Genomic DNA, 24993 nt, shown 5'->3' with positions numbered 1-24993 from the left:
ACGTCTCCACAGGTCACCCTCGATAATGTCGCGCTGCCGAATCAACGGTACGGATGATTGGTGTTAGACGAAACCAGTCCACCGACATAGCTTTCGCCATGGGCTTGATCGCTCTGTCGGTCCATGGAGTTCCTCTCCTCGCGCCCGGACGGGGCCGCCCACAACCGACCGGAGGGGCCGGAGCGGGAGTGGTCTGCCGCGTTCACGGCGGGCGACGTGGGCGTTTCGATCGAGCGCACCCATGCGCACTTCGTGTCACGACCTGAGGAGTCACCGTGCAACAGCACGCAGCCCTCCCCCACACCGACGACGCCCCGAACACCCGAAATACCCGAAGCGCTCACGACGCCCCTCTGCGCCCTCTCTCCCTCGCGATCCTGGGCGCCTCCGACACCCCGGCCAAGCTGTCGGGGCGGCCGGTCGGCCACCTCAGGCGATTCGGAATCGCCGGCCGGATCCTGCCGGTGAACGCCCATCGCGAACAAGTGCAGGGCCTCCCCCGCATACCGCGACCTGGCCGAGATCGACGGTGACATCGACCTGGCCACGACCAACCTGTCGTCCGAGCAGTGCGCCGCCGCCGTCCGCCCTGCGGTCGGCGCGGCATCCCCGCCGCCACGCTGGGCGCCTCGGGCTTCGCCGAGGTCGCTTTCCGTGTCCGGCGGAGCCCGCCCGCCTGTCCTGGCCGGCCGCTGATCTCGCGGACGGGCTCGCGGAGCTGGACGTCAACCCGCTGCTGCTTGCCGCGGCGCGCGAGGGCGCCGTGGCCGTGGACGCTCTGGCCGATCCGACAGACCACACCTGACTTGCCTGGAAGGGAGATGCACGATGGAAGCCGAGGAGTTCGAGGCGGTCGTCGCCGCCGTCCGCACCCTCGTACGGGATGACGTCGTCCCGCGCGAGGACGAGATCGAGAAGACGGACGCCATCCCGGCGGACGTCCGCCGAAAGGCCGTCGAGATGGGGCTGTTCGGGTACACGCTGCCGGAGGCATTCGGGGGCCTCGGAGCGAGCCTGTCCGAAGACGTGCGGCTCACCTTCGAGTTCGGGTACACGACGCCCGCGTTCCGCTCGATGTTCGGCACCAACAACGGCATCGCGGGCAAGGTTCTCGACAACGCGGGCACCGAGGAGCAGAAGAGGCACTGGCTGCCCCGGCTCGCCGCGGGCGCCGTCGCGTCGTTCGCGCTGACCGAGGCGGAGGCAGGCTCCGACCCGTCGGGCCTGACGACGCGCGCCGTCCGGGCGGGCGACGGCTATGTCCTCAACGGGAGCAAGCGGTTCATCACCAACGCCCCGCTCGCGGACCTGTTCGTGGTGTTCGCGCGCACCGACGAGGAGGCGTCCGGGACGAAGGGCATCTCCGTATTCCTCGTGGAGGCCGGTCTTCCGGGCGTCACGGTCGGCCCGAAGGACGCCAAGACCGGGCAGGCCGGCGCCTGGACCGCCGAGGTGTTCTTCGACGACGTACGGGTCGACGACTCCGCGCTCGTCGGCGGCGAGGAGGGTGCGGGGTTCGGCACGGCCATGCAGTCCCTCGTACGCGGCCGTGTGCACATCGCGGCGCTGTGCGTCGGGATGGCCGAGCGGATCCTGGAGGAGTCCGTCGCCCACGCGGCGAGCAGCAGGCAGGGAGGCCGGCCCATCGGCGAGTTCCAGCTCGTGCAGGGGATGCTCGCCGAGATCCAGACAGGTGTGCTCGCGGGCCGGGCCATGGTCGTGGACGCCGCCGAGAAGTACGACTCCGGCGAGGACCGCAGAATCCGCCCTTCGGCCGCCAAGCTGTTCTGCTCCGAGATGGTCTCCAAGGCCGCCGACCTCGCCGTACAGATCCACGGCGGCATGGGGTACATGCGCGGCACCGTCGTCGAGCGCTGCTTCCGCGACGCCCGGCTCTTCCGCATCTACGAGGGCACCAGCGAGATCCAGAAGGTCATCATCGCCAAGCAGCTCCTGCGGACGGCCCGGCCATGACCGTGCCCGCGGGTGCACGAGGCGAGGGACCGGTCCGCAACCGCACCCTCGGCCGCCCCCTGGATGGCCTGCGGATTGACGACGCACGCGGCCCGCTCACTCGGCGGGATGACGCCGGCCCGACTGAGCGCCGACGCCAACCGCACCGCCCTCGGCTTGTCGAAACCTGAGTGGGAGAAGCTCGGCGAGGCGGGCGTCGACCGGCCGGCCTCACCCCACATCCCGTACCCGTCGTTCACTGAAAGTTGAAGGCACTCATGGCACTACTGGCCGACAAGACCGCAGTCATCACCGGCGGCGCCCAGGGCATCGGGCTCGCCATAGCCGAGGCGTACGTGCGCGAAGGGGCGAGGGTCGTGCTCGGCGACCTCAACCTGGAACTCGCTGAAGCCGCTGCCGCAGAGCTTGGCAGCTCCTCCGTCGCCCACGCCGTACGCTGCGACATCACCGAGGCCGCCCAGGTGGACGCGCTGATCCAGGCCGCGATCGACACCTTCGGCTCCCTCGACATCATGGTCAACAACGCCGGCATCACGCGCGATGCCACCATGCGCACCATGACCGAGGACGAGTTCGACCAGGTCATCGACGTGCACCTCAAGGGGACCTGGAACGGCACCCGCAAGGCCGCCGCCGTGATGCGCGAGCAGAGGCACGGCGCGATCGTGAACATCTCCTCGCTGTCCGGCAAGGTCGGCATGGTCGGGCAGACCAACTACTCCGCCGCGAAGGCCGGCATCGTCGGTCTGTCGAAGGCCGCCGCCAAGGAGTTGGCCCACCACGGCGTGCGCGTCAACGCCATCCAGCCCGGCCTGATCCGCAGCGCCATGACCGAAGCCATGCCCCGGAAGGCCTGGGACCAGAAGATGGCCGAGATCCCGATGCGCCGAGCCGGCGAGGTCGAGGAGGTCGCCTCCGTGGCCCTCTTCCTCGCCTCGGACCTCTCCTCGTTCATGACAGGCACCGTACTGGAGGTGACGGGTGGCAGGTTCATGTGAGCCGGCCCATGGGCTCGACTCCCGATCCGTACACCCGTAACCCATCACCCGTAAGGAGCGCCCCGTGCGTGAAGCCGTCGTCTGTGAACCCGTCCGCACGCCCATCGGCCGCTACGGCGGCATGTTCACGTCGCTGACCGCCGTGGACCTCGGCGTCGCCGCCCTGAAAGGGCTCATCGAACGTACCGGTCTCAGCCCTGAGGTCATCGAGGACGTCATCCTCGGCCACTGCAACGGCAACAGCGAGGCCCCTGCCATCGGCCGCGTCGTCGCCCTCGACGCGGGCCTGCCCGTCCACGTGCCCGGCCTCCACCTCGACCGTCGCTGCGGCTCGGGGCTCCAGGCCGTGTTGTACGCAGCCCAGCAGGTGCAGACCGGTGCACACGAGGTCGTCGTAGCCGGCGGAACCGAGTCCATGAGCAATGCCGCGTTCTACTCGACCGACATGCGATGGGGCGCCAAGGGCGCTGCCATCCAACTGCACGACGGTCTCGCGCGCGCCCGATCCACCGCCGGCGGCCGCGCCTACCCGGTGCCGGGCGGCATGTTGGAGACAGCGGAGAACCTGCGCCGGGACTACTCCATCAGCCGTGAGGAGCAGGACCGCCTTGCTCTCGCCTCGCACCAGCGTGCCGTCCAGGCGCAGGCGGACGGGATCCTCGCCGAGGAAATCGTTCCGGTGGCGGTGCCCGGGAAGCGGCGTGGCGACGAGCCCGTAGTCATCGACACCGACGAACATCCCCGCGCCGACACCTCCTTGGAGTCGCTCGCTCGCCTCCGGCCGATCCTGCGCCACTCGGATCCGGAGGCCACCGTCACCGCCGGCAACGCCAGCGGACAGAACGACGCGGCGGCCATGTGTGTCGTCACCACCCCCGAGCGCGCCGAGCAGCTGGGCCTGCGCCCCCTCGCGCGCCTGGTCTCCTGGGGCGTGGCGGGGGTACCCCCGCGGACCATGGGCATCGGGCCGGTCCCGGCCAGCGCCGTCGCCCTCGACCGGGCCGGCCTCACTCTCGCCGACGTGGACTTGATCGAGCTGAACGAGGCCTTCGCCGCGCAGGCGCTCGCCGTGATGCGGGAGTGGGGGTTCGGTGAGAAGGACCTGGAACGCACCAATGTGCACGGCTCCGGCATCTCGCTCGGCCACCCGGTCGGAGCCACCGGTGTCCGCATGCTCGCCACCCTCTCCCGCGAACTCCACCGCCGCGAGGCCCGGTTCGGCCTGGAGACGATGTGCATCGGTGGCGGCCAGGGGCTGGCCGCGGTCTTCGAGCGGGTTGCGTCGTGACGGACTCCCTTTCCCGTGCGGTGGCGATCGTCGAGGCGCTCGAGGGGGTCATCGGCAAGGCCGCCGCTCGCCTCGCCGGAGCACCGGCGAGCGAGGACGACCAGACCGTTCCCTATGACATCGCGTCGATGTCCTCGGCGGTCGCCGCCTCCCGCCATCTCGTCGACCGGGGCCCGCACAGCGAGGCCGAGGCAGACCTCGCTCTGCTCTTCGCCGCCGACACAGCTGCCGATCTCGCGGGCCGACTGGTGGGTCGTGAACTCCTGTGGGGCACGGCCACGTCGGCGCTCGACGGAGCCTGCGAACACATCGCCGCCGGGCGCGCCCCGGAATTCCTGGACGCCGTCGCCGACCGGGTCCTGGCTGCCGGTGGCGAGGCTGCCCCGGGTCATCTCTCCGACGAACTGCAACTGGTGCGCTCCACGTTCCGCGACTTCGCCGAGGCCAAGGTGAAGCCGGTGGCCGACGGCATCCACCGGCACGACGAGGACATTCCGGAGTCGATCCTCGACGGCCTGTCCGAGATGGGCTGCTTCGGGCTTTCGATCCCGGCGGAGTACGGCGGCTTCGCCGATGGCGGCGACGACGAACTGCTCGGCATGGTCGTGGTGACGGAGGAACTGTCGCGGGCCTCGCTCGGCGCCGCGGGCTCACTGATCACCCGGCCCGAGATCATCGGTACGGCGATCGCGCGCGGTGGCACCGAGGAGCAGCGTCGGCGTTGGCTGCCGCGGATAGCAAGCGGCGAGCGGCTGTGCGGCGTCGCGGTCACCGAGCCGAACCACGGTTCGGACGTCGGCGGCATCACCACCACTGCTGTCCGCGACGGCGACGACTGGGTCCTGAACGGTGTGAAGACCTGGTGCACCTTCGCTGGGCGCGCCCATTACCTGCTGGTTCTGGCCCGTACGCATCCGGACCGGGCGGCGGCCCACCGCGGCCTGTCCCTGCTCGTGGTCGAGAAGCCGTCGTTTCCCGGCCGCGAGTGGGACATCGCGCAGGACGGAGGCGGATCAGCGACGGGCCGTGCGATCCATACCCTCGGCTACCGCGGCATGCACTCCTTCGAGGTCAACTTCGACAACTGGCGGGTGCCGGCGGACAACCTCGTCGGCCTCGACGAGGGCCTGGGCCGCGGCTTCTACCTCCAGATGCAGGCCTTCGCCAACGCCCGCCTGCAGACCGCCGCCCGCGCTGTCGGCGTCATGCAGTCGGCCCTGGAACTCGCCGCCGACCATGCGGCACAACGCCCCGTCTTCGGCCACCCCCTCACCTCCTTCCAGCTCACCCGGACCAAGCTGGCCCGTATGGCCGCCCACATCGCAGCGTGCCGCGCCTTCACCGCCGCCGCGGCCCGGGCCATCGCGGCGGGCGACGGCGTCCTGGCAGCGGCCCAGGTCAAACAGCTGGCCTGCCGGTCCGCCGAGTGGGTCACCCGCGAGGCCCAGCAATTGCACGGCGGCTACGGCTACGCCGAGGAGTACACCGTCTCGCGCCTCTTCGTCGACGCCCGAGTCCTGTCGATCTTCGAGGGCGCGGACGAAGTGCTCGCCCTTCGAGTGATCGCCCGGCAGCTGGGCAAGGGCGGAAGCACCGGGACCCGCTGAAGGTCGTGCCATCCGGACAACTCACCGCCACCCCGGAGGGACGCGAGGCCCCTTCGCCCAGGTGCCGTCGCCCCTGCACGGCGCCGCATCGAAAGCATCCGCATGGCATCGGCACCGCCGCGAGTACCTCGGCCTCGCCACAGTGCGGCATCGTGGTGGCCCTCGCCATGGTCTCCGGCACGGTCGCCGGGCCCTCTCGTAAGGAACGGGAACACCGAGCCCTCACTGCCTGGAGGTTGCCCGGCGTTGACGTCGGTCCGGTGAAACCGTTCAACGGGTGAGCCCGGGACCTTGCCGGAGTCCCTCATGCGGCCGTACCTGTCACCTCCGGACAGTAGGGCTGCGGTGTCGGTGTCGGGCAGCTCAACTCCCAGTAATCCGCGCAATCATCTAGCTTAATTGGGCGATGTGTCGTAGAAAGGTGTATGAGGGCTGCCCAGCCCACGGCGCCCGGGACATGTTTCGTGCGGCACCGACCAGGAACCCGGAGGGAACCGGCCGTGACCATCAGCGAAGATCTGCGCAAGCACCGGCACGAGCTCGTCGTCAAGCACATCGAAGCCGAGAACGCGCAGGACGCGGAGACGGCTCTGCACACGTTCACCCACCCGAAGTACGACCTGCGGGCGGTGGAGGGCGGCGTGATCGAAGGATCCGCGCAGGTCCACGAGTTCATCCGCGGCTTCCGCGCGTCACTCCCGTCGATCACGTATGTCGGCACGTCGATCCACCACGCTGACAACGCGGTGATCGTCGAGTACCGCATCGTGGGCCGGCACGACGGCGATTACGCCGGCATCCCACCGACCGGCGCCGAGGTGGACTTCCCCGCCATCGCGGTCTACGAGTTCGACGGGCCCGATCTGGTCTGCGAGCGCATGTACCTCAACCTGCGCGGACTTGAGGCACAGATGCGCGGTGGCCGGACCGGTGACTGAGACCGGCCTCTGTCCCGGTCACCGGTTCCCGGCGCGCAGGACCGCGTCGACGCTGCTGTCGACGAACGCCGTGATCTCCTCTTCGTCGTGCCGTCCGAAGGTCGAGCTGTACAGCGCGAAGCGACCGAGGAGCGCGGACCACAAGAGCATGCGGCCTCGACGTCGTCGGGCCGGCTCAGGCCTTCCTCCTCGCATCCCCGGATGGCGCTCACCCACTGTTCCCACAGCCGGCGGGCGGGGTGCACCTGGCTGAGATCACCGAGCTCGAAGCGTCGTGGCCGAACAGCGGGCGCGCGACGCCACGTTCGGCGACGGCGAAGGTACAGAGGGCGTCCGTGTGGGCGCGCATGCGTTCACCGGCGGCCACCCCCTGACGCGATGCCTGGGCGTCGGCCTCTTGCATCGCTGCGATGATCGCGGCGAAGGGGCGGCTCGGGTTGCGCGCCCGGACCAGGTCGGACGTCGGGCATACCATGACGTCATGAGTGGACGATCCCCCGGCAGCTCTCCAGCCCGCGAAGGCGCCCGCGTACGCAGGAGCACCACTGCGGTGCGGGCGGACCTGCTGCACGCAGCACGCGAGGTGTTCGGCGAGCGGGGCTACGCGGGGGCCCGCACCCGGGAGATCGCCGATCGCGCCCATGCCACCGAGCAGATGATGTACCGCCACTTCCGCACCAAGGAGGAACTCTTCCAGCAGGCGGTCTTCGAGCCGTTCGGGCAGTTGGTGGACTCGTTCATCAACGAGTTCGAGGCGCGCGCCGAACTGAACCTCAGCGAGATTCAGTTGGCCCGCGACTACGTCACCATGCTGTTCGGCTTCCTGCGGGAGAACAGGCGAGAGGTACTGGCCCTGATCTCCTTGCGCTCGCACCACCCGGAGCTCTTTTCGCAAGGGCCTCTCGACGATCTCTTCCCGGCCATGGAGCAGGCGGTCGTCACCAGCTTTCGCGACCAGTGGGACGCAGGACTCGCCGTACGGTTGACTTTCGGAATGGTTCTGTCCGCCGCCGTCTTCGACGACCAGCTCCTGGGCCTCGACGCGGACGGCGACCAGGACCACTTGCCGGCCGTGCTCAGCTCGTACGTGGCTGCTGGAGTGGGGCAGAACGCCCGTTGACCCGCGACGGGCTCCGGCGGCGAAAGACGTCCGCAGGCGCAACGCGGGACGCCCGAGGGATCAGTCGTTCGCCGCGGCCTCCACGGCTCTTTCAGTCGTCCGTGACACCCCACCGGCCCGCGCTGTCCCGAGCGGCCGCAGAGCTCCAGAGGAGAACAGCACCGCGAGTCCGGCCCCGGCGACGAAGAGGACGAGGAACGACGGCGCGTACGAACTGTCCGTGATCTTCGCGAGCCACTCCGCTGCGTACGGTGTCAGGCCGGCACCGAAGATGACGCCGATATTGAAGCCGAACGCGGCAGCGGTGTAGCGGATGCGGGGCGGGAAGAGTTCGGCGAACGTCCCCATCATCGGCGGGTTTTGCACGCCGACCGAGAACTGCCACATGGCGACGAGTAGGCCGACGACGAGAGCACCGGGCGCGGTGCCGATCAGCCAGAACGCCGGCACTGCAAGCACGAAGGACAGCGTCAGCCCGACCGCGAGCATCCGGGGCTTGCCTACCCGGTCGCTCAGCGAACCGCTGACGAGCATGCCCACCACCGAGAAGACGCACGTGAAACCGGAGAGGAGGAAGACCTGGCTCTGTTCCATGCCGATGTCCGCAATCAGGTGGACCACCATGTAGGTGGTGCCGACCGCGCCGATCGCGTTGACCATGAGAGCTATGGCGGCGACCCGGAAGATGTTCATGGGTGCGGTCCTCAACGCCTCTCGGAACGGCGTTCGACTGATGTCCGCCTTCTTGGCCAGCTCCTGGAAATCCGGGGAGTCCTCGAGTCCTCCACGCACCCACAGTGCGACGAGAGCGAGTGGAAGGCAGAGCAGGAAGGGAATCCGCCAGCCCCAGGCAGCCATCTGCCCGGCTGTGGTGACCAGGGCGATCACCCCGGAGCACACGCCGGCGAGGCCTATGCCGCTGGTGGCCCCGATCGGCGTCAGCGCCGCGTAGAACCCACGCCGGTTGCGTGGTGCGGTCTCGGCCACGTACGTGGCCGCCCCGATCATTTCCCCGCCGGCGAAGAACCCCTGCACCAGCCGCAGCACGACCAGCAGCACCGGGGCCAGCACACCGATGTGGTCGTACGTCGGCAGCAGGCCGAGAAGCACCGATGCGGCCCCCATGCCCACCACCGTCGCGACGAGCGCGGTCTTGCGGCCTCTGCGGTCACCGATGCGCCCGAAGAAGATGCCGCCGAGCGGTCGCACCAGGTATCCGGTGGCGAAGACGGCCAGCCCGGACAGGATCGCAGCGGCCTCGTTCCCACCGGGAAAGAACTGCGGGGCGATGACGACGGTGAGCAGTCCGTACGTGGCGAACTCGAAGTACTCGACCAGGGTGCCGCACAGTCCGGCGGCACCCGCCCTTCTACTCAGCCGAGTTGCTGGTTCGCTGGCACTCGAAGCCATGGTGCGTCCTCTCGGGAGCGACCTGGGGGCAGGGGATACAGCCAACTTGACCTATGCGCTTAATCATCTACCTTAATAAGCCCTGCGCCGCAAGGGGGTTGACGGGGCCGCCAACGACCACGGCGTTCGGTCACACGTCACGCTCCAGATCAGCTAACGTAGAATAATTAGCTAGATTATTAACTGCCGAGTTCGACAGAGGAGCTTCCGTGGACTTCGGACTGACCGACGAGCAGGAGATGCTGCGCGCGACCGCACGAGACTTCGTCGCGAAGGTCTGCCCGCCCGAGAAGGCGAAGCAGTGGGACGAGGAAGGCACCGTGCCGCCCGAGCTCTTCAAAGGCATGGCGGACCTCGGCTGGTTCTCGCTCCCCTTCACGGAAGAAGACGGTGGAGACGGCGGAGGACCGATCGAACTCATCCTCATCGCCGAGGAGTTGGGCCGTTCCAGCTTCGATGTCGCCATGTGCTACATCGGGGTGCTCATCCCCGGGATCACCGTCTTCCGCTGGGGCAGTGACGAGCAGCGCCGGTTCATCCGGGAGGAGGTCATGGCCGGACGGCACCGGCTCGCCGTCGGGCTCAGCGAGCCCGAAAGCGGCTCCGACGCCGCGGCTCTGAGGACAACGGCCGTCGAGCGCGGCGACCACTTCGCGGTGAGCGGCCAGAAGGCCTGGTGCACCGGCGCCGGACTGCCCAACACCACGATCGCCACGTACGTGCGCACCGGCCCCCGGGAACCCAAGCACGGCGGGATCAGCCTGCTGCTCGTCGACCCGACGACGCCGGGCATCGAGGTACGCCGCACCCCCACCCTGGCCCGGCACATCCTGGGCACCAACGAGGTCTTCTTCAACGAGGCCCTCATCCCCCGGAACAACCTGGTCGGGCCGCGCGACGAGGGCTGGAAGGTCATGCTCTCCAACATCGAACTGGAAAAGGTGATCATCACCGGCGGGTACCTCGGTGCCGCACAGGCCACCTTGGACGAGATGCTCGACTACGCCCGCGAGCGCCACGCCTTCGGGCGCCCCATCGGAAACTTCCAGGCACTGGCCCACGCGATGGCCGACCTGCAGACCGAGATCGACTCCGCACGCCTGCTGGCCTACCGGGCCGCATGGCTGCTCAGCCAGGGCAAGCCGTGCACCCGGGAAGGCTCCATGGCCAAGCTCAAGGGCTCCGAGACCTATGTGGCGGCCGCCCGGCTCGGCATGCAGGTCTGTGCCGGCCACGGCTTCTCCACCGAGAGCGTCATGAGCTTCCGCTACCGGGAGTCGATCGTGGCCACCATCTCCGGCGGCACCAGCCAGATCCAACGCAACGGCATCGCCCGGAGCATGGGACTTCGCTCCTACTGACCTGGCCTTCCCGGAGATTCCCGCGGCGCGACGTCGGTCTGCCCGGCGGCGGCGCCCGCCGTCGAGCAGCTTCTTGCCTCACCCCCCTCACCGGAATTACTATCCCATGCAAGACAGTAATTAGTGCGTCGTTCGACCGCCGCACTGGCACCGCCCTGGCACATGCCGCAGGCCCTGCCATCCCCGGTGGCCGACTCGCATACCGGAAAGGTGCGACACCATGGGATGGGTTGACGCGAAGACCGCTGTGGTCACGGGAGCGGGCTCAGGAATCGGGGCCGTCATCGCCACGACGCTGGCCGCGGAGGGCGCCGCGGTAGCCGTGGCGGATCTCAACCATGAAGCGGCGAAGAGGACAGTCGCCCAGATCAAGGAGGCCGGCGGAAAGGCGGTCGCCATCGCCTTCGATCTCGGCGACGACGCCTCCGTACGCAACATGATCGACACGTCCGCAGCGGAGCTGGGCGGCCTGGACATCCTGGTCAACAACGCCGCCGCGACACATCTGGGCGGCACCCGCGACAAGCCGATCGAGATCGCCGATGTGCAGGTGTGGGACGACACCATGCGCATCAACCTGCGTGGCACGATGCTCGCCACCAAGTACGCGGTACCGCATCTGCTGGCACGCGGCGGCGGATCGATCATCAACACGACCTCCGACGCCGGTCTGAGCGGCGACATCAGCCACCCCGCCTACGGCGCCTCCAAGGCAGCCGTGGCACGGCTGACCACCTACACCGCCACTGAGTACGGCAAGCGCAACATCCGGGCCAACGCGGTTTCCCCCGGCCTGGTCGTCACCCCCGCGACGGAGAACTCGTACGCCGGGCCGATGGGTGAGCTGATGCTCAAGCACCACCTCACCCCGCGGCTGGGCCGACCGCAGGACATCGCCGACGCCGTGCTCTTTCTCGCCTCCGACAGGTCCGGCTTCATCACCGGCCAGGTACTGCCCGTCGACGGGGGCCTGCTCGCGCACGCGCCCTACACCGCCGACATCGCCGCACTCTCCGCACCGTGAGCGGTTCTTCGGATCCGCTCTCGGGCAGGAGCAGGACACTCCGGCTGACAACACCCTCCATGGCCTGTCCGGCCTCCGCCGAGCATGACCGTCACACCGGTCGGACAGCCCAAGGCGTCCGCGCCACAGCGACGAGACACACAGAAGGTAAGCCATGATCACGGCACATCCGGCTGCCCGCGCCGCCAAGGACGCCGGCCCACGCGTCCTCGTCACTGGGGCGACAGGCATGCAAGGCGGCGCGGCCGCCCTCGCCCTGCACCGGGCGGGACTGAACCTCTCCGCCCTGGTCCGATCGCCCACCTCGGCGGCTGCCCGGCATCTCGCCGAGGCCGGCATCGCGCTGCGGGCAGGCGATCTCGAGGACGCGAGCTCTCTCGCCGCGGCGTGCGCCGGTCACAGCGCCGTCTTCTCGGTACAGCCGGCCCCCTACGCCGACCCGGATTCGGAGCGGCGGCAGGCAGGAAACCTGATCACGGCCGCCCAGGAGGTCGGCGTACAGCACATGGTGCACGCCTCCGTATCGGGAACCGGCTGGCGAGAGGGGCACCCCGTCGTCGCCCCGGGCTCCACGGGCAACTACTGGGACAGCAAGGAGGCGGTGGAGGAGCTGGTCCGCCGAGCAGGGTTCGACGCCTACACGATCTTCAAACCGGCCTTCTACATGGAGAACTTCGTCGCACCCAAGGTCGGCCACATGTTTCCGGTCCTGGCCGAAGGTGAACTGCTCGTCGCCGCTCCTTTGACGGCGAAACTGGCACTGCTCGCCTCGGCGGACATCGGCAACGCGGTCCTCGCCGCAGTCACCGACCGGCATAGGTTCACCGGCGCCGAGATAGAACTCGGCGGTGATGTGGTTACGTTCGCAGAGATTGCCGAGGTCCTCACCTCGGTGACGGGTCGGCGGATAACTCCCGTGTCCCTCCCGGCCGAAGAAGTCGATGCTCGCTTGGGAAGGAGGTCGTGGTCGGCGACCCAGGCCTGGATCGCCTCGGTCGGCTACCCGGCCCGCCCGGCGCACGCCGCCCCCTACGGCCTGCCGTTGACGACGTTCCCTCAGTGGGCGGAACAGCACCGCGACCCACTCCGCGCCGCGGTCACCGCACACGGTCAGTGACTCCCCACATGTGAGCAGCCGGGGGGACGCGCGCTCATCGCCCCTGCAGCGTCCCGTGCAGAATCTGGTCGACCAGGGCTTCTCTGCGCTCCGCCGTGGCCGCGCCGCTCCCGCGCGTGGCCAGGAAGAACGCTCCGCCTGTCAGCGCCTCGGCCACGGCTTGGGCGTCTGTGCCGACACGGGCTTCGCCCCGCGCCGCGGCCCGGTGGACAGCCGCCATGACGACGGTCAGCCGCTGCTCGACGACCTCCCGCTCATAGCGGCCGTACAGCTCCGGGTAAATGGCCGACTCCAGGTAGAAGCGCATGAGCAGCTGACCGTGAGCGCCTTCGACGACAGCGTGGATGCGGTCGGCCAGGGCCAGCAGGTCACCGCGCAGCGTGCCGGTGTCGACGTCCTCGATGCGTTCGGATACCGCGGCGACGGCATCGAGAGCCAGCTGCTCGCGAGTGGGCCAGCGCAGGTACACCGTGCCCTTGGCGACGCCGGCCCGACGGGCCACCGCTACCGGACTGAAGGCCCCGAAGCCGGTCGCGGCCAGTTCGATCACGGCGGCACGCAGCACCCGGTCGTCCACGTCCTGCCGACGCGGACGGCCTCGGCCTCGCCGCTCGTCGGCGCACGATGCCCCGGAGTGGGACGGGGGCGATGCGCCTGCTCCATGGCTCATGCACCAAGTATATTTACCGTCGCACCCAGGACGGTAAATGGATGGACCGCCCTTCAGGCGTGATGTGCCTCGACGAAAGCCCGCCGCAACTCCGTCCGCCGTATCTTTCCGGATCCCGTCAGCGGGAACGCCGCCACGAACCGCCACGTGCGCGGCACCTTGAACGAGGCGAGGCGCTCGGCAGCGAAGTCTTCCAGTTCCTCTGCTTCCACCGTGGCGCCCGGCTCCAGCTGCACACACGCCGCCACCGTCTCACCGAGCCGCGGATCCGGCAGGCCGAGCACTGCGACGACGGCGACGGCGGGATGAGCCGCCAGGACCTCTTCGACCTCCCGTGGATACACGTTCTCGCCGCCCCTGATGACCACCTCACGGAGCCTGCCGTGGAAGGTGATCACTCCGCGGCCGTCCATGCTGCACAGGTCTCCGGTGTGCAGCCACCCGTCCTTGTCGAGGACGGACGCGGTCTGCTCCGGCATCTCGTGGTAACCCAGCATGTTGAGCGGCGATCGGATCCACAGCTCGCCGGGCTCGTCCACGGCCGCCACACCCCCTGTCGGTAGGGAGGTGATGCGCGCCTCGCGATGCGGAGACGGGCGTCCCAGCGTGAGCGCTTTGTCCTCGTCGGTGTCATCAACATCGCTGGAGCACGCCATCGGGCTCTCCGACTGCCCGTATCCGACGGTGAACTGTACGTCGAGCGCCTGCTGAAAGTCGCGAATCAGAGCCGGCGACACGGAGGACCCGCCTCCCATCACGACTCGAAGGGTGCTGAGGTCCCGGCTCCCCAGCTCGGGGTGTGCCAGCAGGTCGGTGACCATGGTGGGCACGACACCCAGGATCGTGGCCCCGGTCGCCTCGATCAGGTCCAGCACTCGGTCGGCATCGAAGCCGGCCGCGGTCACGAGCGTGTCAGCGGTCGAGGCTGCGACCAGTACCGCACAGACCGAAGCCCCGACATGGTGCAGGGGCAACAGAGAGCACATGACCTCTCGTTCCGCCCCCGTACGCTGACGATCCATCCCGAACCGGGCGGTGTTGACGCAGGCGAAATGCGAAAGGACCGCGCCCTTGGGGCGGCCGGTGGTGCCCGAGGTGTACTGGATCAGGAACGGGGCGTCCGGCGACACCACAGGCAAACGGCCGCCTGGGTCCTCGACCGTCTCCCACTCCCGCAGCGGAAGAACCGCCGGTTCGCGCGGCAGGTCGGCGGCGAGCTTTCTGGCCCGCTCCAGGAGCGAGCGGCCTCGGTGATCCTCCGCGGCCAGGACCACACGCACATCGGCCCGCGTCAGCTGGTCGGCCACCTCGGCATCCGCGAGCGAGGTGTTCAGCGGCACGAGGACCGTGCCGGCCAGGGCGCTCGCATACTCGGCCACCACCCAGGCGATCGAGTTGGCCCCCCACACTCCGACCGCGTCACCGGGCTCGAGCCGCTGCAGCAACTGGTGTGCGGCGCCGCGGGCGCGGTCGGCCAGCTCGCCCCAACTGACGCTCTCCAGACCGGATTCGCCGACGGTCTGCAAGGCAGGACGGTCGGGGAGCCGGACCGCATTGCTCAGCAGCAGCTCACCGACGGTCAAGTGCCACAGCTCAGGCCGGGTGTCCGCGGGCCGATAGGACTCGCTGAGACGGGTGCCGTCCGGCAGTTCCTCTGACAAGAGCCTCTCCTGACGTGCGGGGTTTCCTGTGTGCGGGGGTCTTTTGCACGGCACGAGGGTTCACCCGGCCGAACGCCCTCCGTCGATGGTCCAGATCTGGCCGGTCACATGGCCGGCCTCGCGGTCGTCGGCGAGGAACGCCGCCACGTTGGCCATCTCCTCAGGGGTGCCCAGACGTCCCTGCGGAATACGTCCCTCGAGCATGGCCATCAGCTCAGGTGAAGCGTCGTCCAGGATGGCTGTGTGCGTCGTGCCAGGTGCGATCGCGTTGACGCGGATGCCCTTCCGCACGTACTCCAGCGCCGCTACCCGGGTCATCATCACCATGGCCCCTTTGGACGTGATGTAGGCCGATGCGGAAGGTGTCGCGCGGAAGCCCCCGATCGACGCCGAGTTCACCACTGCCCCGCCTCCGCTGTTCAGCATGAGACGCAGTGCCGCCTGGAGAACCATGTACGCCCCGCGGATGTTGACGGAGACGACCTTGTCGAAGCTGTCCAGCGGGTACTCGTGGGTGAGGGCGTTCGGGCCGCTGATTCCCGCGTTGTTGGCGAGGATGTCCAAACCGCGGAACTCGGTGGCGATCCAGTCTTCCAGGGCGGCCACGCTCGCCTCGTCCGCGACGTCCAGGCGCCGGGCCGTCGCGAGCTCACCGAGCTCCTTCGCGACGGAGTCCTCCTGGCCGGTCACGTCCGTGACGATGACACGAGCTCCCTCACGGGCGAGTCGGGCGGCTATCGCGCGGCCGATGCCTGAACCGGCCCCGGTGACGAGCGCGATCTTTCCGTCGAAGCGTCCCATGGCAGTCATCTCCTGTTTCTGAGCGAGGTCGACGCGGGCGCAGCCGGCATCGGGAAGTGGCCCGCAGGCAAAGAGGGGAGCGTGGCTCGTTCAGCGGTCCGCGAGAATCAGATCGGACGCGCGCCACGCCATCGCCATGACCGGTCCGTTGAGGTTGCCGGACACCATGGTCGGCATGACGGAGCAGTCGACGACCCTCAGGCCTTCGACGCCTCGCACGCGCAGCCGGGCATCGACGACGTCGGTGTCGTCCGGTCCCATTCCGCAGGTGCCGACCGCGTGGTAGCCGCAGCGGCCGTGCTCCAGACCCGCGTCAATGATTTCTTGGTCCTCCTCCACCTCGCGCCCCGGCAGGGTCTCGTCCGCGATCCGACCGGCGATCGGCTCCGTGCCGAACACACCGCGCATCCTGCGGAACAGCGCGGTGCCCACTTCACGATCGTGGTCCGATCCGTAGTAGTTCGCCGTGATGGCGAGCGGCCCCTCGGGATCGGACGAGGTGATGTGCAGACTTCCCTCAGCGGTAGGGCGCAGAACGTAGCCGAGACCCATCAGTCCGGGCTCACGTTCCACGCCGGTCTCCTTGCCGGGCACCTCCGGAGCCAATGACGCCGGCGTCATCAGCAGCTGGGCGTCAGGGCGCGCGAGTCCCTCCCTGGACTTGAAGAAGGCGATCACATCGAACGCCGGGGTGGCGAGCGGCCCCCTGCGCGTCGCCAGGTACTTGGCGCCTGAGAGCCCTTGGCGCAGCGGCGTGCTCAACGCCCTGTTGTAGCCCAGGTTGTCCTTCAGCCGGTACTGCACGACGAAACAGCGGTGCTCGCGCATCCTGCCGCCCACGTGCGGACTGTCGACGAGGACATCGACGCCCGCCGACTTCAGCGTTTCGGCCGGCCCGATGCCCGACAGCTGGAGGATCTTCGGGGTGGAGATGCTGCCCGCGGAGAGAATGACCTCTCGCCTGGCCCGGAAGTCGACCGCCTCGTGCTTCCGCCGCGCCAGCACTCCGGCGATCCTGCCGTTCTCCGTCCGGACTCGCGTCACCACCGTGTCCGTGCACACGGTCAGATTCGGGCGGTTCATCACCGGCCGCAGGAAGGCGCGGGCCGCACTGAAGCGCTGTCCGCTCTTGATGGTCGCCATGGCGTAGCCGATACGTTCACCGTCATCGGCGTTGAGGTCTTCCGTCCGGCTCCAGCCCAGGGCGGCCCCGGCGGCGATCAGCTCCTCACAGAGTTGCTCGGGCCTGGATACGGTGGAGATGTGCAGCGGCCCTCCCGCGCCCCGCACATCGGAGGCTCCCAGCTCGTTGTTCTCGATCTTCTTGAAGATCGGCAACATGGTGTCCCAGCCCCAGCCGGGGTTCCCGAGCCGCTCCAGTTCGTCGTAGTCGGCGCGGTTCCCCCGGTTGTAGACCATTCCGTTCACCGAACTGGATCCGCCGAGGGTCCGACCACGCGCCCATTGTTCGACACGCCCTGTGGGGCCGACCGGCTCCACAGGGTGGTGCCAGACGTAGCGCGGGTCGCCCAACAGCTTGCCGAACCCCTTGGGCATCTTGATCAGCGGGTTGGTGTCCTTGCCGCCTGCCTCGATCAGCAGCACGCGCACGTCCGAGTCCTCGGACAGGCGGTTGGCCAGCACACATCCCGCCGAGCCCGCCCCGACGACGATGTAGTCGAACGTGGTCATTGCGCCTCCCTGATTCGCCTGAGACCGCTAGCCGAGAAGGTCGAGCACCGTCGTCATCGAGCGGCTCTGCAGGAGGTAGTCCGCCGCCTCCTGCAGGTGCAGCCGCCACAACCGCTCGGCCTCCTCGGTCCGGCGAGCCGCGACCAGGTCCACGAGGGCGACATGAGCGCGGAATCCCCTGCGATTCGCCTTGATGTTCTCGGGGGTGCCCGCGTCCAGGTCGACATGTGACCAGTTCGCCTGATCGATGATGTGCCGGACCATCCCGTTGAGGACTGTCAGTGTCTGGTTTCCGGACAGCTCGACGACCAGGGCATGGAATTCCATGTGCGCCCTGATGAACGACGACGGGTCGTCCATCAGGGACTCGGCCCGCGCCACGGCCTCCGAGAGCCGCCCGAGATCGTCGTCGGTCCGTCGCTGCGCGAGCATCCCGGCGCACGGGGCTTCCAGTACGGTCCGGGCCTGGTAGACGTCGTGCAGCGTCGTCCCCTTGTGCTCCAGGACGAGGCCGGCGTATCGGGCCGCCACCGCACCGACCGGCACCTGGACCCTCGCACCGCCCCGCGCCCCGCGCCGGATCGTGATCAGCGCCTCGGACTCCAGGACACGGAACGCCTCGCGCAGAGTCGGCCGGGATACCGCGAACTCCTCCATCAGCGCGCCTTCCGCGGGCAGTGCTTCCCCCTCCGCCAGTTCCCCGCGGACGATCTTTCGCCGCAGGTGCGCCGCGACGAGTTCGGCCATCTTCGGCACCCTCACCGGAACCCCTTCGACCGTGGTCCCCGTCGATCTGCCCGCCGTCTGCGACACGCCGCCCGCCTCCTGTTCCTCGTACTCACGTGACCCGCCCCGCCCCGCCGCACAAGGCGAGCACCTTGAGATTAAAGGCTGGATGTATATTTTAGGTTAGCTGATTCAGCCGATACGCTCGGAGTGAAGTAGGGCAGCGTGATCTCGTCCGTCAACGCCCGGAAGTCGACGCTCACGCCCATCCCGATGGCGACCTGCTCCGGATCCGTTCCGACCACGTGCGAGAGCATGGTGGCGCCGTCGTCCAGGTCGACAACGGCGAGGGCGAAGGGGACCTCGAAACCGGGGCCGGGTGCGCGATGCACCACCGTCACCGAATACACGGTGCCGCTTCCGCTGCTCGGTTCGTACGTCCAGGACCGTGACAGGCACCCCGGACAGGCGGGTTCGGGGACGAAGAAGCGCAGCCCGCAGTCGGAGCACTGCGGCAGCACCAGCTTCCCCTGTCGGGCAGCGGCCCAGAAGGGCTCGGTCAGCTCGGTCGGAACAGGTACGGGCCGGCTCATGACATCCTCCCGAGCACGCTCATCTCGTAGTGCTGCGCTCCGGAACCCGCGTTGCCCACGGTCGCGAGCTCGGCGCCCTCGACCTGGTGCACGGCGGTGCCGCGCAACTGACGTACCGCCTCGACGACTTTGAGAGTCATCTGCTGCGTCCCGTTCCACGCGTACGACAGGCAGCCGCCATCGGGGTTCACCGGGTGCTTTCCGGTGACGGCGATGGCGCCACTCGCCGCGAGGGGACCACCCTCGCCCTGGCCGCAGATACCCAGCGCCTCCAACTGCCTGATGACCTCGAAGGAGTTGGGGTCGTAGAGGGAGAAGACATCGACATCGTGGGGTCCCACCCCCGCCATGCCGAAGGCGCGCCGGGCGGCCTCACTCCCCAGCATCCCGACCTCGCGGTGCAGTGCGGGGTTGGCGTAGGCCGCCTGGTGGTACTCCATAGCGCCGCCGAGCACCTCGATCGGCGGGTGCGGGAGGTCCCTGGCCCGCTCGGCGGTCGTGACGACCATCGCGGCGCCGCCCTCTCCGACGATGCAGCAGTCGAGAAGGTGGAACGGGGTCGCCACCAGGCGCGAGGCGAGGACATCCTCGACCGTGTACGGGCCACGCCCATACATCATCGCCTCCGGGTTGGTCGCGCCGTTGTTCCGGATGGTGGCGGCGACCTCGGCGAGCTGCTCGGGGGTGGTGCCGTACTCGTGCATGTGCCGCGCGGCGACCAGCGCGAACTGGGCGACCACGTAGCTCCCCCACACATCGGTGAACTCCAGTGGCGTCCCGGCGCTCACGGGCCCGCCTCCCCTGCTCACCAGTCGGCAGCCTCCGACGACGACGCAGTCCGCGTAGCCTGAACGTACCGCGGCCGCCGCCTTCAGAAGGCCGCGGGATCCCGCGTTGTCGAGCATGGAGTCACTGGTCCACCGCAGGTCGCGGCCGAGCAGGCGCGCCCAGGAACTGCCCTCGTCGCGTACGCCGCCGGGTCCGGGCCAGTCGACCTGCGCCCCGTCGATGTCGGACGGTACGAGTCCGGCATCGGCGATCGATCCGGTCACGGCCTCCAGGGCGAGATCCATGGCGTTGCGGTGCGGCAGGGTCAGCCCCTGCTCGGTCGCGTGCACGCCCACGATGACCGGCCTGCGGCCCGTCACGGCGGTCACCGTCCCGCGCCCAGGGAGTCACGGCCGGGGTAGCCGCCGCCCCCGAAACGGGCATCGAGGGCGTCGTAGTCCTTGGCGAAGTCGCCGGTCCGCGGCAGGGCGTCGAGGAACTCGACCGTCTTGGGCTTCTTGTAGGAGGCGATCCCCTCGCGGCAATGCTCGATGATCTCCTGCTCCGTCACGGCCTTCCCCTCGTGCAGCACCACGACCGCCTTGACGTCCTGGGCCCAGCGCTCGTTCGGAACGCCGATCACCGCGGCTTCCTTGACCGCCGCATGCGACTCGATGCGGTTCTCCACCTCCGCCGGAAAGATGTTCTCGGCAGCGGACTTGATCATGCGGGTGGTGGTGCCGAGGAAGCTGATGGTGCCGTCCCGCTCCCGCCGCCCGAGATCCGTGGTGTGCCACCAACCACCCCGGAACCGCTCCGCGTTGATCTCCGGCCGGTTCCAGTACCCGAGATGGACGAGGTCGCCGCGCAGGCAGATCTCGCCCGCCTCGCCGACGGCGCACTCCCGGCCGGCGCTGTCGAGGATCCGCGCCGAGACGAACGGGCCCGGACGGCCGGCGTTCCCCTCGCCGAGACCGCCGTACGCTCCGGTGACGGCGAACCCGGTGACCTCGGTCTGCCCGTACCCCTTGCCCTCGCCGCCCCCGTTGGCCGTGAAGCGGCTGCTGTCGGTGGGGACGGTGCCCTGCCACAACGGAGCGGCGACGCTCGCCCTGAGATGGGAGAGGTCGTGACCGGCGGAACGGTTGAGTTCGACGAGCTGCGCGATCGTGGGAGGCATCACGTACGCGTGTGTACAGCGCTCCCCCGCGAGGACGGGCAGCAGTTCCTCGGCGACGACGCGGCGTACGATCACGTTCTTGCCGCCGTGCAGGAATGCGGGCACTCCCCAGAACTGATAGTTGCCGATGTGGAACATGGGACCGGCACTGAGGAACGCGGTCTCGTGGCCGATGTCCCCCATCCACGCGGCCGACGCGCCCATGGCCAGAAGATTGCGATGCGAGAGCATCGATCCGCACTGGCGTCCGCTGATGGCCGCCGTGTAGATGACCAGCAGGGCCCCGTCGGGGTCGACCGTGAGCTGCGGATCCTCCGGGCTTCCGCCCTCGAGGAAGGACTCGTAGGTCTCCGGCCCCGCGGCGCCGCCGGGAGTCGGATCGTGCAGCAGCCAGCGCGTCGTTACGTCGTCGCCGAGCTCGGCACGGGCCTTGGCGACCGTGTCACCGATCTCCTCCTGCTGCCACACCACGACTGCGGGCCGGAAGTCGCGTATCGCGAAGGCCATTTCGGGGGCTGCCCAGCGCCAGTAGCCGGGGCAGACCATGGCGCCGATCTTCGCTGCGGCACCGAGGAGTTCCCAGATCCGGTAGGAGTTCTGCCCCAGCCACAGAATGCGGTCCCCGGCCCCGACCCCTGCGGCCGTCAGTGCGTTGGCCAGCTGATTGGTCCGGTCGTCCAGCTCGGGCCAGGTCAGCCGGACGTCCCCGTCTGCCAGTGCGACGGACTGCGGAAAGGACCGCCGGAACTCCCGGATGACATCACCCAGGGTACGGCCATGCGCGGCGTTCACGAAGTGTGCTCCCTGATGGAGTGGTACGGGGCGGGGGTGGTTGTGGTGTCAGGAGCAGAGACCGGGCGAGCACCCGCCGGCCTCCAGCGACTAAATAGCTGAAGTAGTTACATGATAGACCTGTACCAGGTCGCAAAGCGAGGTGTCTGTCGGTGGTTGCGCTTCACTCGTCGAGTGCTGCCGCCCGGGAGCCTCCCGACGCGGGAGCACGGCCGTGCCGCATCACGAGCGTCAGAATCACGCCGACCAGTCCGGCCGCCGCACCGAGGAAGAAGACCGTGGCGAAGGCCCCGTCGCTGTAGATCGTCGCGTGTGTCGACGCATCGACGCGGAGTACGTGCTGCGCGAGAACCGTTCCGATCAGCGCGATGGCAATGGACGTGCCGACGGCCTGGGCGGCAGTCTGGGTACCACCGCTGACACCGGTGTGATCGGGCGGCACGGCTTCCACCATGAGGTTGGCCTGGCCGGCCCAGAACAGCCCGAACCCCGTACCGACCACCGCGGACCACAGAATGATCTGCCACAGATCGTGATGGAAGAAGCCCAGCAGAAGGGCTCCGAGGGACAGCAGGCACAGGCTCGCGATCATGACCTTGCGCGGACCGATTCTCCTCGTCAGCGCGCCGCCCAACGGACCGAAGACCATGCCGAAGACCCCGTAGGGGATCTGGACAAGCCCCACGGCAAGCGCCGTCAGCCCGAAAGTGTGAGCCAGTCCCGCGACCTTCGGCGCTTCGAGCAACTGCGGCAGACCGAAGCTGTAGGTCATCAACGGGAACATTCCGAGGACACCCACGAGAACAGTCGTCAAGAACGCCGGCCGCGCCAGCAACTGCAAGGGGATGACGGGGTCCGGCGCACGGCTCTCCACACGGAGGAACAACAGAAGCAGTGCCAGGCCACCCAGCACGGACACCACCGTTCCCGTGGACAGCCAGCCCCACGTGGCCCCCTCGCTCAGTCCGAGCAGCAGCGCTGCCACGCCACCGGAGAGCAGGAGCGCGCCGAGGACGTCGAGTCGGCGCCCCGGCAACCGTGTGCTCTTGGGCAATGCGGCAACGATGATGGGCACGATCACCACGCCGTAGCACGCGAAGAACCAGAACAGGGACCGGTAGCCGAGGTTGTCCACGAGTGCCCCCGCGATGACGGGGCCGATGACGCCCGCCACTCCGAACCCGGTCCCCACACTGCCGAGCGCGACAGGAACCAGACGCGCCGGAATCAGATCGCGGTACACGCGGTAGGCCAGCGGGGGCGCGACCATCACGCTGCTCTGCAGCACTCGTCCGCACAGCAGCACGGCGAAGGATTCGGTGAGTGCGCAGAGCACACTGCCGAGGACGAAGGTCACACCGACGACGGCCACGATGTGCCGTACGTCGAACATGTCGGCGAGTTTGCCGCCGAGCGGCTGGAGCGCGGCGCCCACCAGGGTGACGGCGGTGAGCACCCAGGAGAGATCGGCACCCCGGAAGGTGGGCCCCATGAAGTGGAGCGCCGGGACAACCATCTGGATGACCATGGCGTTGAGTTCGAGGAAGAGCACCATTCCCACGATGAGGAACAGGTAGAAGCCAGTGGAGCGTTCGCCTTCGGCCTCGCTCTTGGTTTTCGCGGGTGGGCCGTCGGGCGGATCGGCGGCCGCAATGGGCCCTCTCGGCTCTGACATGGCGTTTCCTCGCTTCCCCGGTAAGTCGCGTGACTAGTCCTGCGGCGCAGGAGGGCGCATGTGCGTGAGGTGCGGGTGATGACGGGTCGCCGTGGCCGCCTTCTCAGGCTCGGCCGACGCCCACGCCCTTGACGCGCAGGAACTCGTCCAGGCCGGCCTTTCCGCCCTCCCGCCCGAACCCGCTGATCCCGACACCGCCGAAAGGCGTCGCCGGTGAAGTGATGGGGTTGGGGCCCGGATTGACGTAGACCGTCCCTGCGTTCAGGCGCGGGATGAGGCGGTTGACGCGGGCGAGGTCACGGGACTGGACGTAGGCCGAAAGGCCGTACTCGCTGTCGTTGGCGAGTGCGACGCCCTCGTCCTCCGTGTCGAACGGTGTGATGGCCAGCACCGGACCGAAGACCTCACACTGGGCCAGTGCGCTGCGGTTGTCCACGTCCGCGAAGACGGTGGGGGTCACGAAGAAGCCGTCGGACACGATGCGCTCACCACCACACACCAGCCGGCCCGAGCCGTCCTTCGTCGCGTTCTCGATCACCCTCTGGACCCGGTCACGGGCCGCGCCGTCGATGAGTGGTCCGACGTAGGTGGCCGGGTCCAGCGGGTCACCCACCGGGAGCTGCGAGACCACCCCGGCGACGCGCTCGACCACCTCGTCGTAGACCGGTCGCTCGACCAGCAGCCGGGTGGGGAGGGCGCATCCCTGACCCGAGTTGCTCATCGCGAAAGCCGCGCAGTACGGGACGACGGACTCCAGATCGGCGTCGGCGAACAGCAGGTTCGCTGACTTACCGCCGAGCTCGAAGACGACCGGCTTGAGGCCGAGCGCGGCGTCCGCCATGATCTTGCGGGCGGTGACCGGGCCGCCGGTGAACGAGACCTTGTCCACCCCCGGATGCTTCACGAGAGCGGCGCCGGCGTCACCGAGGCCGGTGACGACATTGACGACGCCGTCCGGAATCCCCGCCTCGCGCGCCAGGTCCGCGAAGAGCAGGGCGGAGAAGGGCGTCGTCTCCGCGGGTTTGATGACCACGGTGTTGCCCGCGGCCAGCGCCGGCGGAATCTTCATCGCCAGGGAGAGCGCGGGCGAGTTCCAGGTGATGATGTGGCCGACCACTCCGTACGGTTCGGCGACGGTGTACTCGACGTTCTCGTGCGGGCTGTACGCCGCACCGACCATGCCCTCGATCTTGTCCGCCCAGCCCGCGTAGTAGTCGGTCCAGTCGGCGACGTGCGGACCCACCGTTTCGGCCCAGCCGCCGATGCCGATGCCGTTCTCCAGCGGGCAGATGGCCGCGAAGCGCGGGATGTTCTCACGGACCAGCTGACCGAAGCGGGTCAGCAGCCTGCGCCGGTCGGCGGGACGCATCGCCCCCCACACCTCGAACGCACGGCGCGCCGCCACCACGGCACGGTCCACCTCCTCGGCACCGGCGAGCGGAATGCGGGCCTGGACGAGGCCGGTCGCGGGGTTGCGGTGTTCATGGACGCCTCCGCTCGCCGTCGTGACGTCCTCGCCACCGACGACAAGCCGAGGCTTCGGCAGGTCCTGTTCAGCCCTTTCCTGGTGCAACTTCACGTCGACTGCAATCACTTGG

Annotated in this window: 22 protein-coding genes and 1 pseudogene; 11 read left to right on the top strand and 12 right to left on the bottom strand. The window is 68.8% G+C overall.

The features are described from left to right. Nucleotides 1–828 precede the first annotated feature (828 nt). The 7 genes and pseudogenes from ABZ454_RS33000 to ABZ454_RS32970 all read left to right on the top strand — a co-directional run bounded on the left by ABZ454_RS33000 (nucleotide 829) and on the right by ABZ454_RS32970 (nucleotide 6805). A complete protein-coding gene (locus ABZ454_RS33000; RefSeq protein WP_359543286.1) occupies nucleotides 829–1974 on the top strand; it encodes an acyl-CoA dehydrogenase family protein in 1146 nt (381 codons plus the stop codon). Between the two features lie 108 nt (nucleotides 1975–2082). Then, a complete protein-coding gene (locus ABZ454_RS32995) occupies nucleotides 2083–2223 on the top strand; it encodes a hypothetical protein (RefSeq protein ID WP_359543285.1) in 141 nt (46 codons plus the stop codon). 8 nt (nucleotides 2224–2231) lie between these two features. After that, nucleotides 2232–2972 carry a 3-oxoacyl-ACP reductase FabG gene (gene fabG / locus ABZ454_RS32990; RefSeq protein ID WP_359543284.1) on the top strand — a complete coding sequence of 247 codons (741 nt, stop codon included), beginning with the start codon at nucleotides 2232–2234 and terminating at the stop codon, nucleotides 2970–2972. Between the two features lie 64 nt (nucleotides 2973–3036). Beyond that, a complete protein-coding gene (locus ABZ454_RS32985; protein WP_359543283.1) occupies nucleotides 3037–4260 on the top strand; it encodes an acetyl-CoA C-acetyltransferase in 1224 nt (407 codons plus the stop codon). After that, nucleotides 4257–5867: an acyl-CoA dehydrogenase family protein gene (locus ABZ454_RS32980; RefSeq protein WP_359543282.1), complete on the top strand. Its 1611-nt coding sequence runs from the start codon at nucleotides 4257–4259 to the stop codon at nucleotides 5865–5867. Before ABZ454_RS32985 ends, ABZ454_RS32980 begins: the two co-directional genes overlap by 4 nt. A gap of 149 nt (nucleotides 5868–6016) precedes the next feature. Continuing rightward, nucleotides 6017–6148: pseudogene (locus tag ABZ454_RS32975) on the top strand (TetR/AcrR family transcriptional regulator); the annotation flags it as partial. Between the two features lie 219 nt (nucleotides 6149–6367). Then, nucleotides 6368–6805 (top strand): nuclear transport factor 2 family protein, encoded by a 438-nt coding sequence (locus ABZ454_RS32970; protein WP_359543281.1) that lies wholly within the window; start codon nucleotides 6368–6370, stop codon nucleotides 6803–6805. 18 nt (nucleotides 6806–6823) lie between these two features. Here ABZ454_RS32970 and ABZ454_RS32965 read toward each other — a convergent pair whose 3' ends face one another. Further along, entirely contained in the window at nucleotides 6824–6955 is a 132-nt protein-coding gene (locus tag ABZ454_RS32965; RefSeq protein WP_359543280.1) for a hypothetical protein, read from the bottom strand. 331 nt (nucleotides 6956–7286) lie between these two features. Between ABZ454_RS32965 and ABZ454_RS32960 the strand changes: the two genes are divergently transcribed. Continuing rightward, entirely contained in the window at nucleotides 7287–7925 is a 639-nt protein-coding gene (locus ABZ454_RS32960; RefSeq protein ID WP_359543279.1) for a helix-turn-helix domain-containing protein, read from the top strand. 60 nt (nucleotides 7926–7985) lie between these two features. Here ABZ454_RS32960 and ABZ454_RS32955 read toward each other — a convergent pair whose 3' ends face one another. Beyond that, complete coding sequence (locus ABZ454_RS32955; protein ID WP_359543278.1) at nucleotides 7986–9335, bottom strand: MFS transporter; 1350 nt, start codon at nucleotides 9333–9335, stop codon at nucleotides 7986–7988. Nucleotides 9336–9544: 209 nt separating this feature from the next. On the opposite strand from ABZ454_RS32955, the gene ABZ454_RS32950 reads away from it, so the two are divergent. The 3 genes from ABZ454_RS32950 to ABZ454_RS32940 all read left to right on the top strand — a co-directional run bounded on the left by ABZ454_RS32950 (nucleotide 9545) and on the right by ABZ454_RS32940 (nucleotide 12837). Then, nucleotides 9545–10696 (top strand): acyl-CoA dehydrogenase family protein, encoded by a 1152-nt coding sequence (locus ABZ454_RS32950; RefSeq protein ID WP_359543277.1) that lies wholly within the window; start codon nucleotides 9545–9547, stop codon nucleotides 10694–10696. A 220-nt stretch (nucleotides 10697–10916) separates the two neighbouring features. Next, nucleotides 10917–11720, top strand: coding sequence for a glucose 1-dehydrogenase (locus tag ABZ454_RS32945; RefSeq protein WP_359543276.1), 804 nt, complete (start codon nucleotides 10917–10919; stop codon nucleotides 11718–11720). Between the two features lie 154 nt (nucleotides 11721–11874). Beyond that, nucleotides 11875–12837 carry an NmrA family NAD(P)-binding protein gene (locus ABZ454_RS32940; RefSeq protein ID WP_359543275.1) on the top strand — a complete coding sequence of 321 codons (963 nt, stop codon included), beginning with the start codon at nucleotides 11875–11877 and terminating at the stop codon, nucleotides 12835–12837. A gap of 34 nt (nucleotides 12838–12871) precedes the next feature. Here ABZ454_RS32940 and ABZ454_RS32935 read toward each other — a convergent pair whose 3' ends face one another. The 10 genes from ABZ454_RS32935 to ABZ454_RS32890 all read right to left on the bottom strand — a co-directional run bounded on the left by ABZ454_RS32935 (nucleotide 12872) and on the right by ABZ454_RS32890 (nucleotide 24989). Next, nucleotides 12872–13507 carry a TetR/AcrR family transcriptional regulator gene (locus ABZ454_RS32935; RefSeq protein WP_359543274.1) on the bottom strand — a complete coding sequence of 212 codons (636 nt, stop codon included), beginning with the start codon at nucleotides 13505–13507 and terminating at the stop codon, nucleotides 12872–12874. A gap of 53 nt (nucleotides 13508–13560) precedes the next feature. Next, nucleotides 13561–15168, bottom strand: coding sequence for a class I adenylate-forming enzyme family protein (locus ABZ454_RS32930; RefSeq protein ID WP_359543273.1), 1608 nt, complete (start codon nucleotides 15166–15168; stop codon nucleotides 13561–13563). Nucleotides 15169–15228: 60 nt separating this feature from the next. Continuing rightward, complete coding sequence (locus tag ABZ454_RS32925; protein ID WP_359543272.1) at nucleotides 15229–15969, bottom strand: SDR family NAD(P)-dependent oxidoreductase; 741 nt, start codon at nucleotides 15967–15969, stop codon at nucleotides 15229–15231. A 90-nt stretch (nucleotides 15970–16059) separates the two neighbouring features. After that, complete coding sequence (locus tag ABZ454_RS32920; protein WP_359543270.1) at nucleotides 16060–17661, bottom strand: GMC family oxidoreductase N-terminal domain-containing protein; 1602 nt, start codon at nucleotides 17659–17661, stop codon at nucleotides 16060–16062. Between the two features lie 27 nt (nucleotides 17662–17688). Beyond that, nucleotides 17689–18474 carry an FCD domain-containing protein gene (locus ABZ454_RS32915; RefSeq protein WP_359543269.1) on the bottom strand — a complete coding sequence of 262 codons (786 nt, stop codon included), beginning with the start codon at nucleotides 18472–18474 and terminating at the stop codon, nucleotides 17689–17691. A 71-nt stretch (nucleotides 18475–18545) separates the two neighbouring features. Beyond that, a complete protein-coding gene (locus ABZ454_RS32910; RefSeq protein WP_359543267.1) occupies nucleotides 18546–18980 on the bottom strand; it encodes a Zn-ribbon domain-containing OB-fold protein in 435 nt (144 codons plus the stop codon). Next, the gene (locus ABZ454_RS32905; RefSeq protein ID WP_359543266.1) at nucleotides 18977–20128 is read right to left on the bottom strand and encodes a thiolase family protein; all 1152 of its coding nucleotides are present in this window, start codon (nucleotides 20126–20128) and stop codon (nucleotides 18977–18979) included. Before ABZ454_RS32905 ends, ABZ454_RS32910 begins: the two co-directional genes overlap by 4 nt. Nucleotides 20129–20133: 5 nt before the next feature. Then, nucleotides 20134–21720 (bottom strand): AMP-binding protein, encoded by a 1587-nt coding sequence (locus ABZ454_RS32900; RefSeq protein WP_359543264.1) that lies wholly within the window; start codon nucleotides 21718–21720, stop codon nucleotides 20134–20136. 163 nt (nucleotides 21721–21883) lie between these two features. Further along, the gene (locus ABZ454_RS32895) at nucleotides 21884–23395 is read right to left on the bottom strand and encodes an MFS transporter (protein ID WP_359543262.1); all 1512 of its coding nucleotides are present in this window, start codon (nucleotides 23393–23395) and stop codon (nucleotides 21884–21886) included. A gap of 103 nt (nucleotides 23396–23498) precedes the next feature. Next, nucleotides 23499–24989, bottom strand: coding sequence for an aldehyde dehydrogenase family protein (locus ABZ454_RS32890; RefSeq protein ID WP_359543261.1), 1491 nt, complete (start codon nucleotides 24987–24989; stop codon nucleotides 23499–23501). Nucleotides 24990–24993: the final 4 nt, after the last annotated feature.

This window comes from Streptomyces sp. NPDC005803 (assembly GCF_040630435.1).
Taxonomy (GTDB): Bacteria; Actinomycetota; Actinomycetes; order Streptomycetales; family Streptomycetaceae; genus Streptomyces.
This window is presented reverse-complemented; position numbering and strand designations above follow the sequence as displayed.

Bases quoted from the DNA above. Each gene is read 5' to 3' on its own strand.
- ABZ454_RS33000 (WP_359543286.1), top strand. From the start codon at position 829: ATGGAAGCCGAGGAGTTCGAGGCGGTCGTCGCCGCCGTCCGCACCCTC.
- ABZ454_RS32995 (WP_359543285.1), top strand. From the start codon at position 2,083: ATGACGCCGGCCCGACTGAGCGCCGACGCCAACCGCACCGCCCTCGGC.
- fabG (WP_359543284.1), top strand. From the start codon at position 2,232: ATGGCACTACTGGCCGACAAGACCGCAGTCATCACCGGCGGCGCCCAG.
- ABZ454_RS32965 (WP_359543280.1), bottom strand. From the start codon at position 6,955: ATGCTCTTGTGGTCCGCGCTCCTCGGTCGCTTCGCGCTGTACAGCTCG.
- ABZ454_RS32960 (WP_359543279.1), top strand. From the start codon at position 7,287: ATGAGTGGACGATCCCCCGGCAGCTCTCCAGCCCGCGAAGGCGCCCGC.
- ABZ454_RS32955 (WP_359543278.1), bottom strand. From the start codon at position 9,335: ATGGCTTCGAGTGCCAGCGAACCAGCAACTCGGCTGAGTAGAAGGGCG.
- ABZ454_RS32945 (WP_359543276.1), top strand. From the start codon at position 10,917: ATGGGATGGGTTGACGCGAAGACCGCTGTGGTCACGGGAGCGGGCTCA.
- ABZ454_RS32940 (WP_359543275.1), top strand. From the start codon at position 11,875: ATGATCACGGCACATCCGGCTGCCCGCGCCGCCAAGGACGCCGGCCCA.
- ABZ454_RS32935 (WP_359543274.1), bottom strand. From the start codon at position 13,507: ATGAGCCATGGAGCAGGCGCATCGCCCCCGTCCCACTCCGGGGCATCG.
- ABZ454_RS32925 (WP_359543272.1), bottom strand. From the start codon at position 15,969: ATGGGACGCTTCGACGGAAAGATCGCGCTCGTCACCGGGGCCGGTTCA.
- ABZ454_RS32920 (WP_359543270.1), bottom strand. From the start codon at position 17,661: ATGACCACGTTCGACTACATCGTCGTCGGGGCGGGCTCGGCGGGATGT.
- ABZ454_RS32910 (WP_359543267.1), bottom strand. From the start codon at position 18,980: ATGAGCCGGCCCGTACCTGTTCCGACCGAGCTGACCGAGCCCTTCTGG.
- ABZ454_RS32895 (WP_359543262.1), bottom strand. From the start codon at position 23,395: ATGTCAGAGCCGAGAGGGCCCATTGCGGCCGCCGATCCGCCCGACGGC.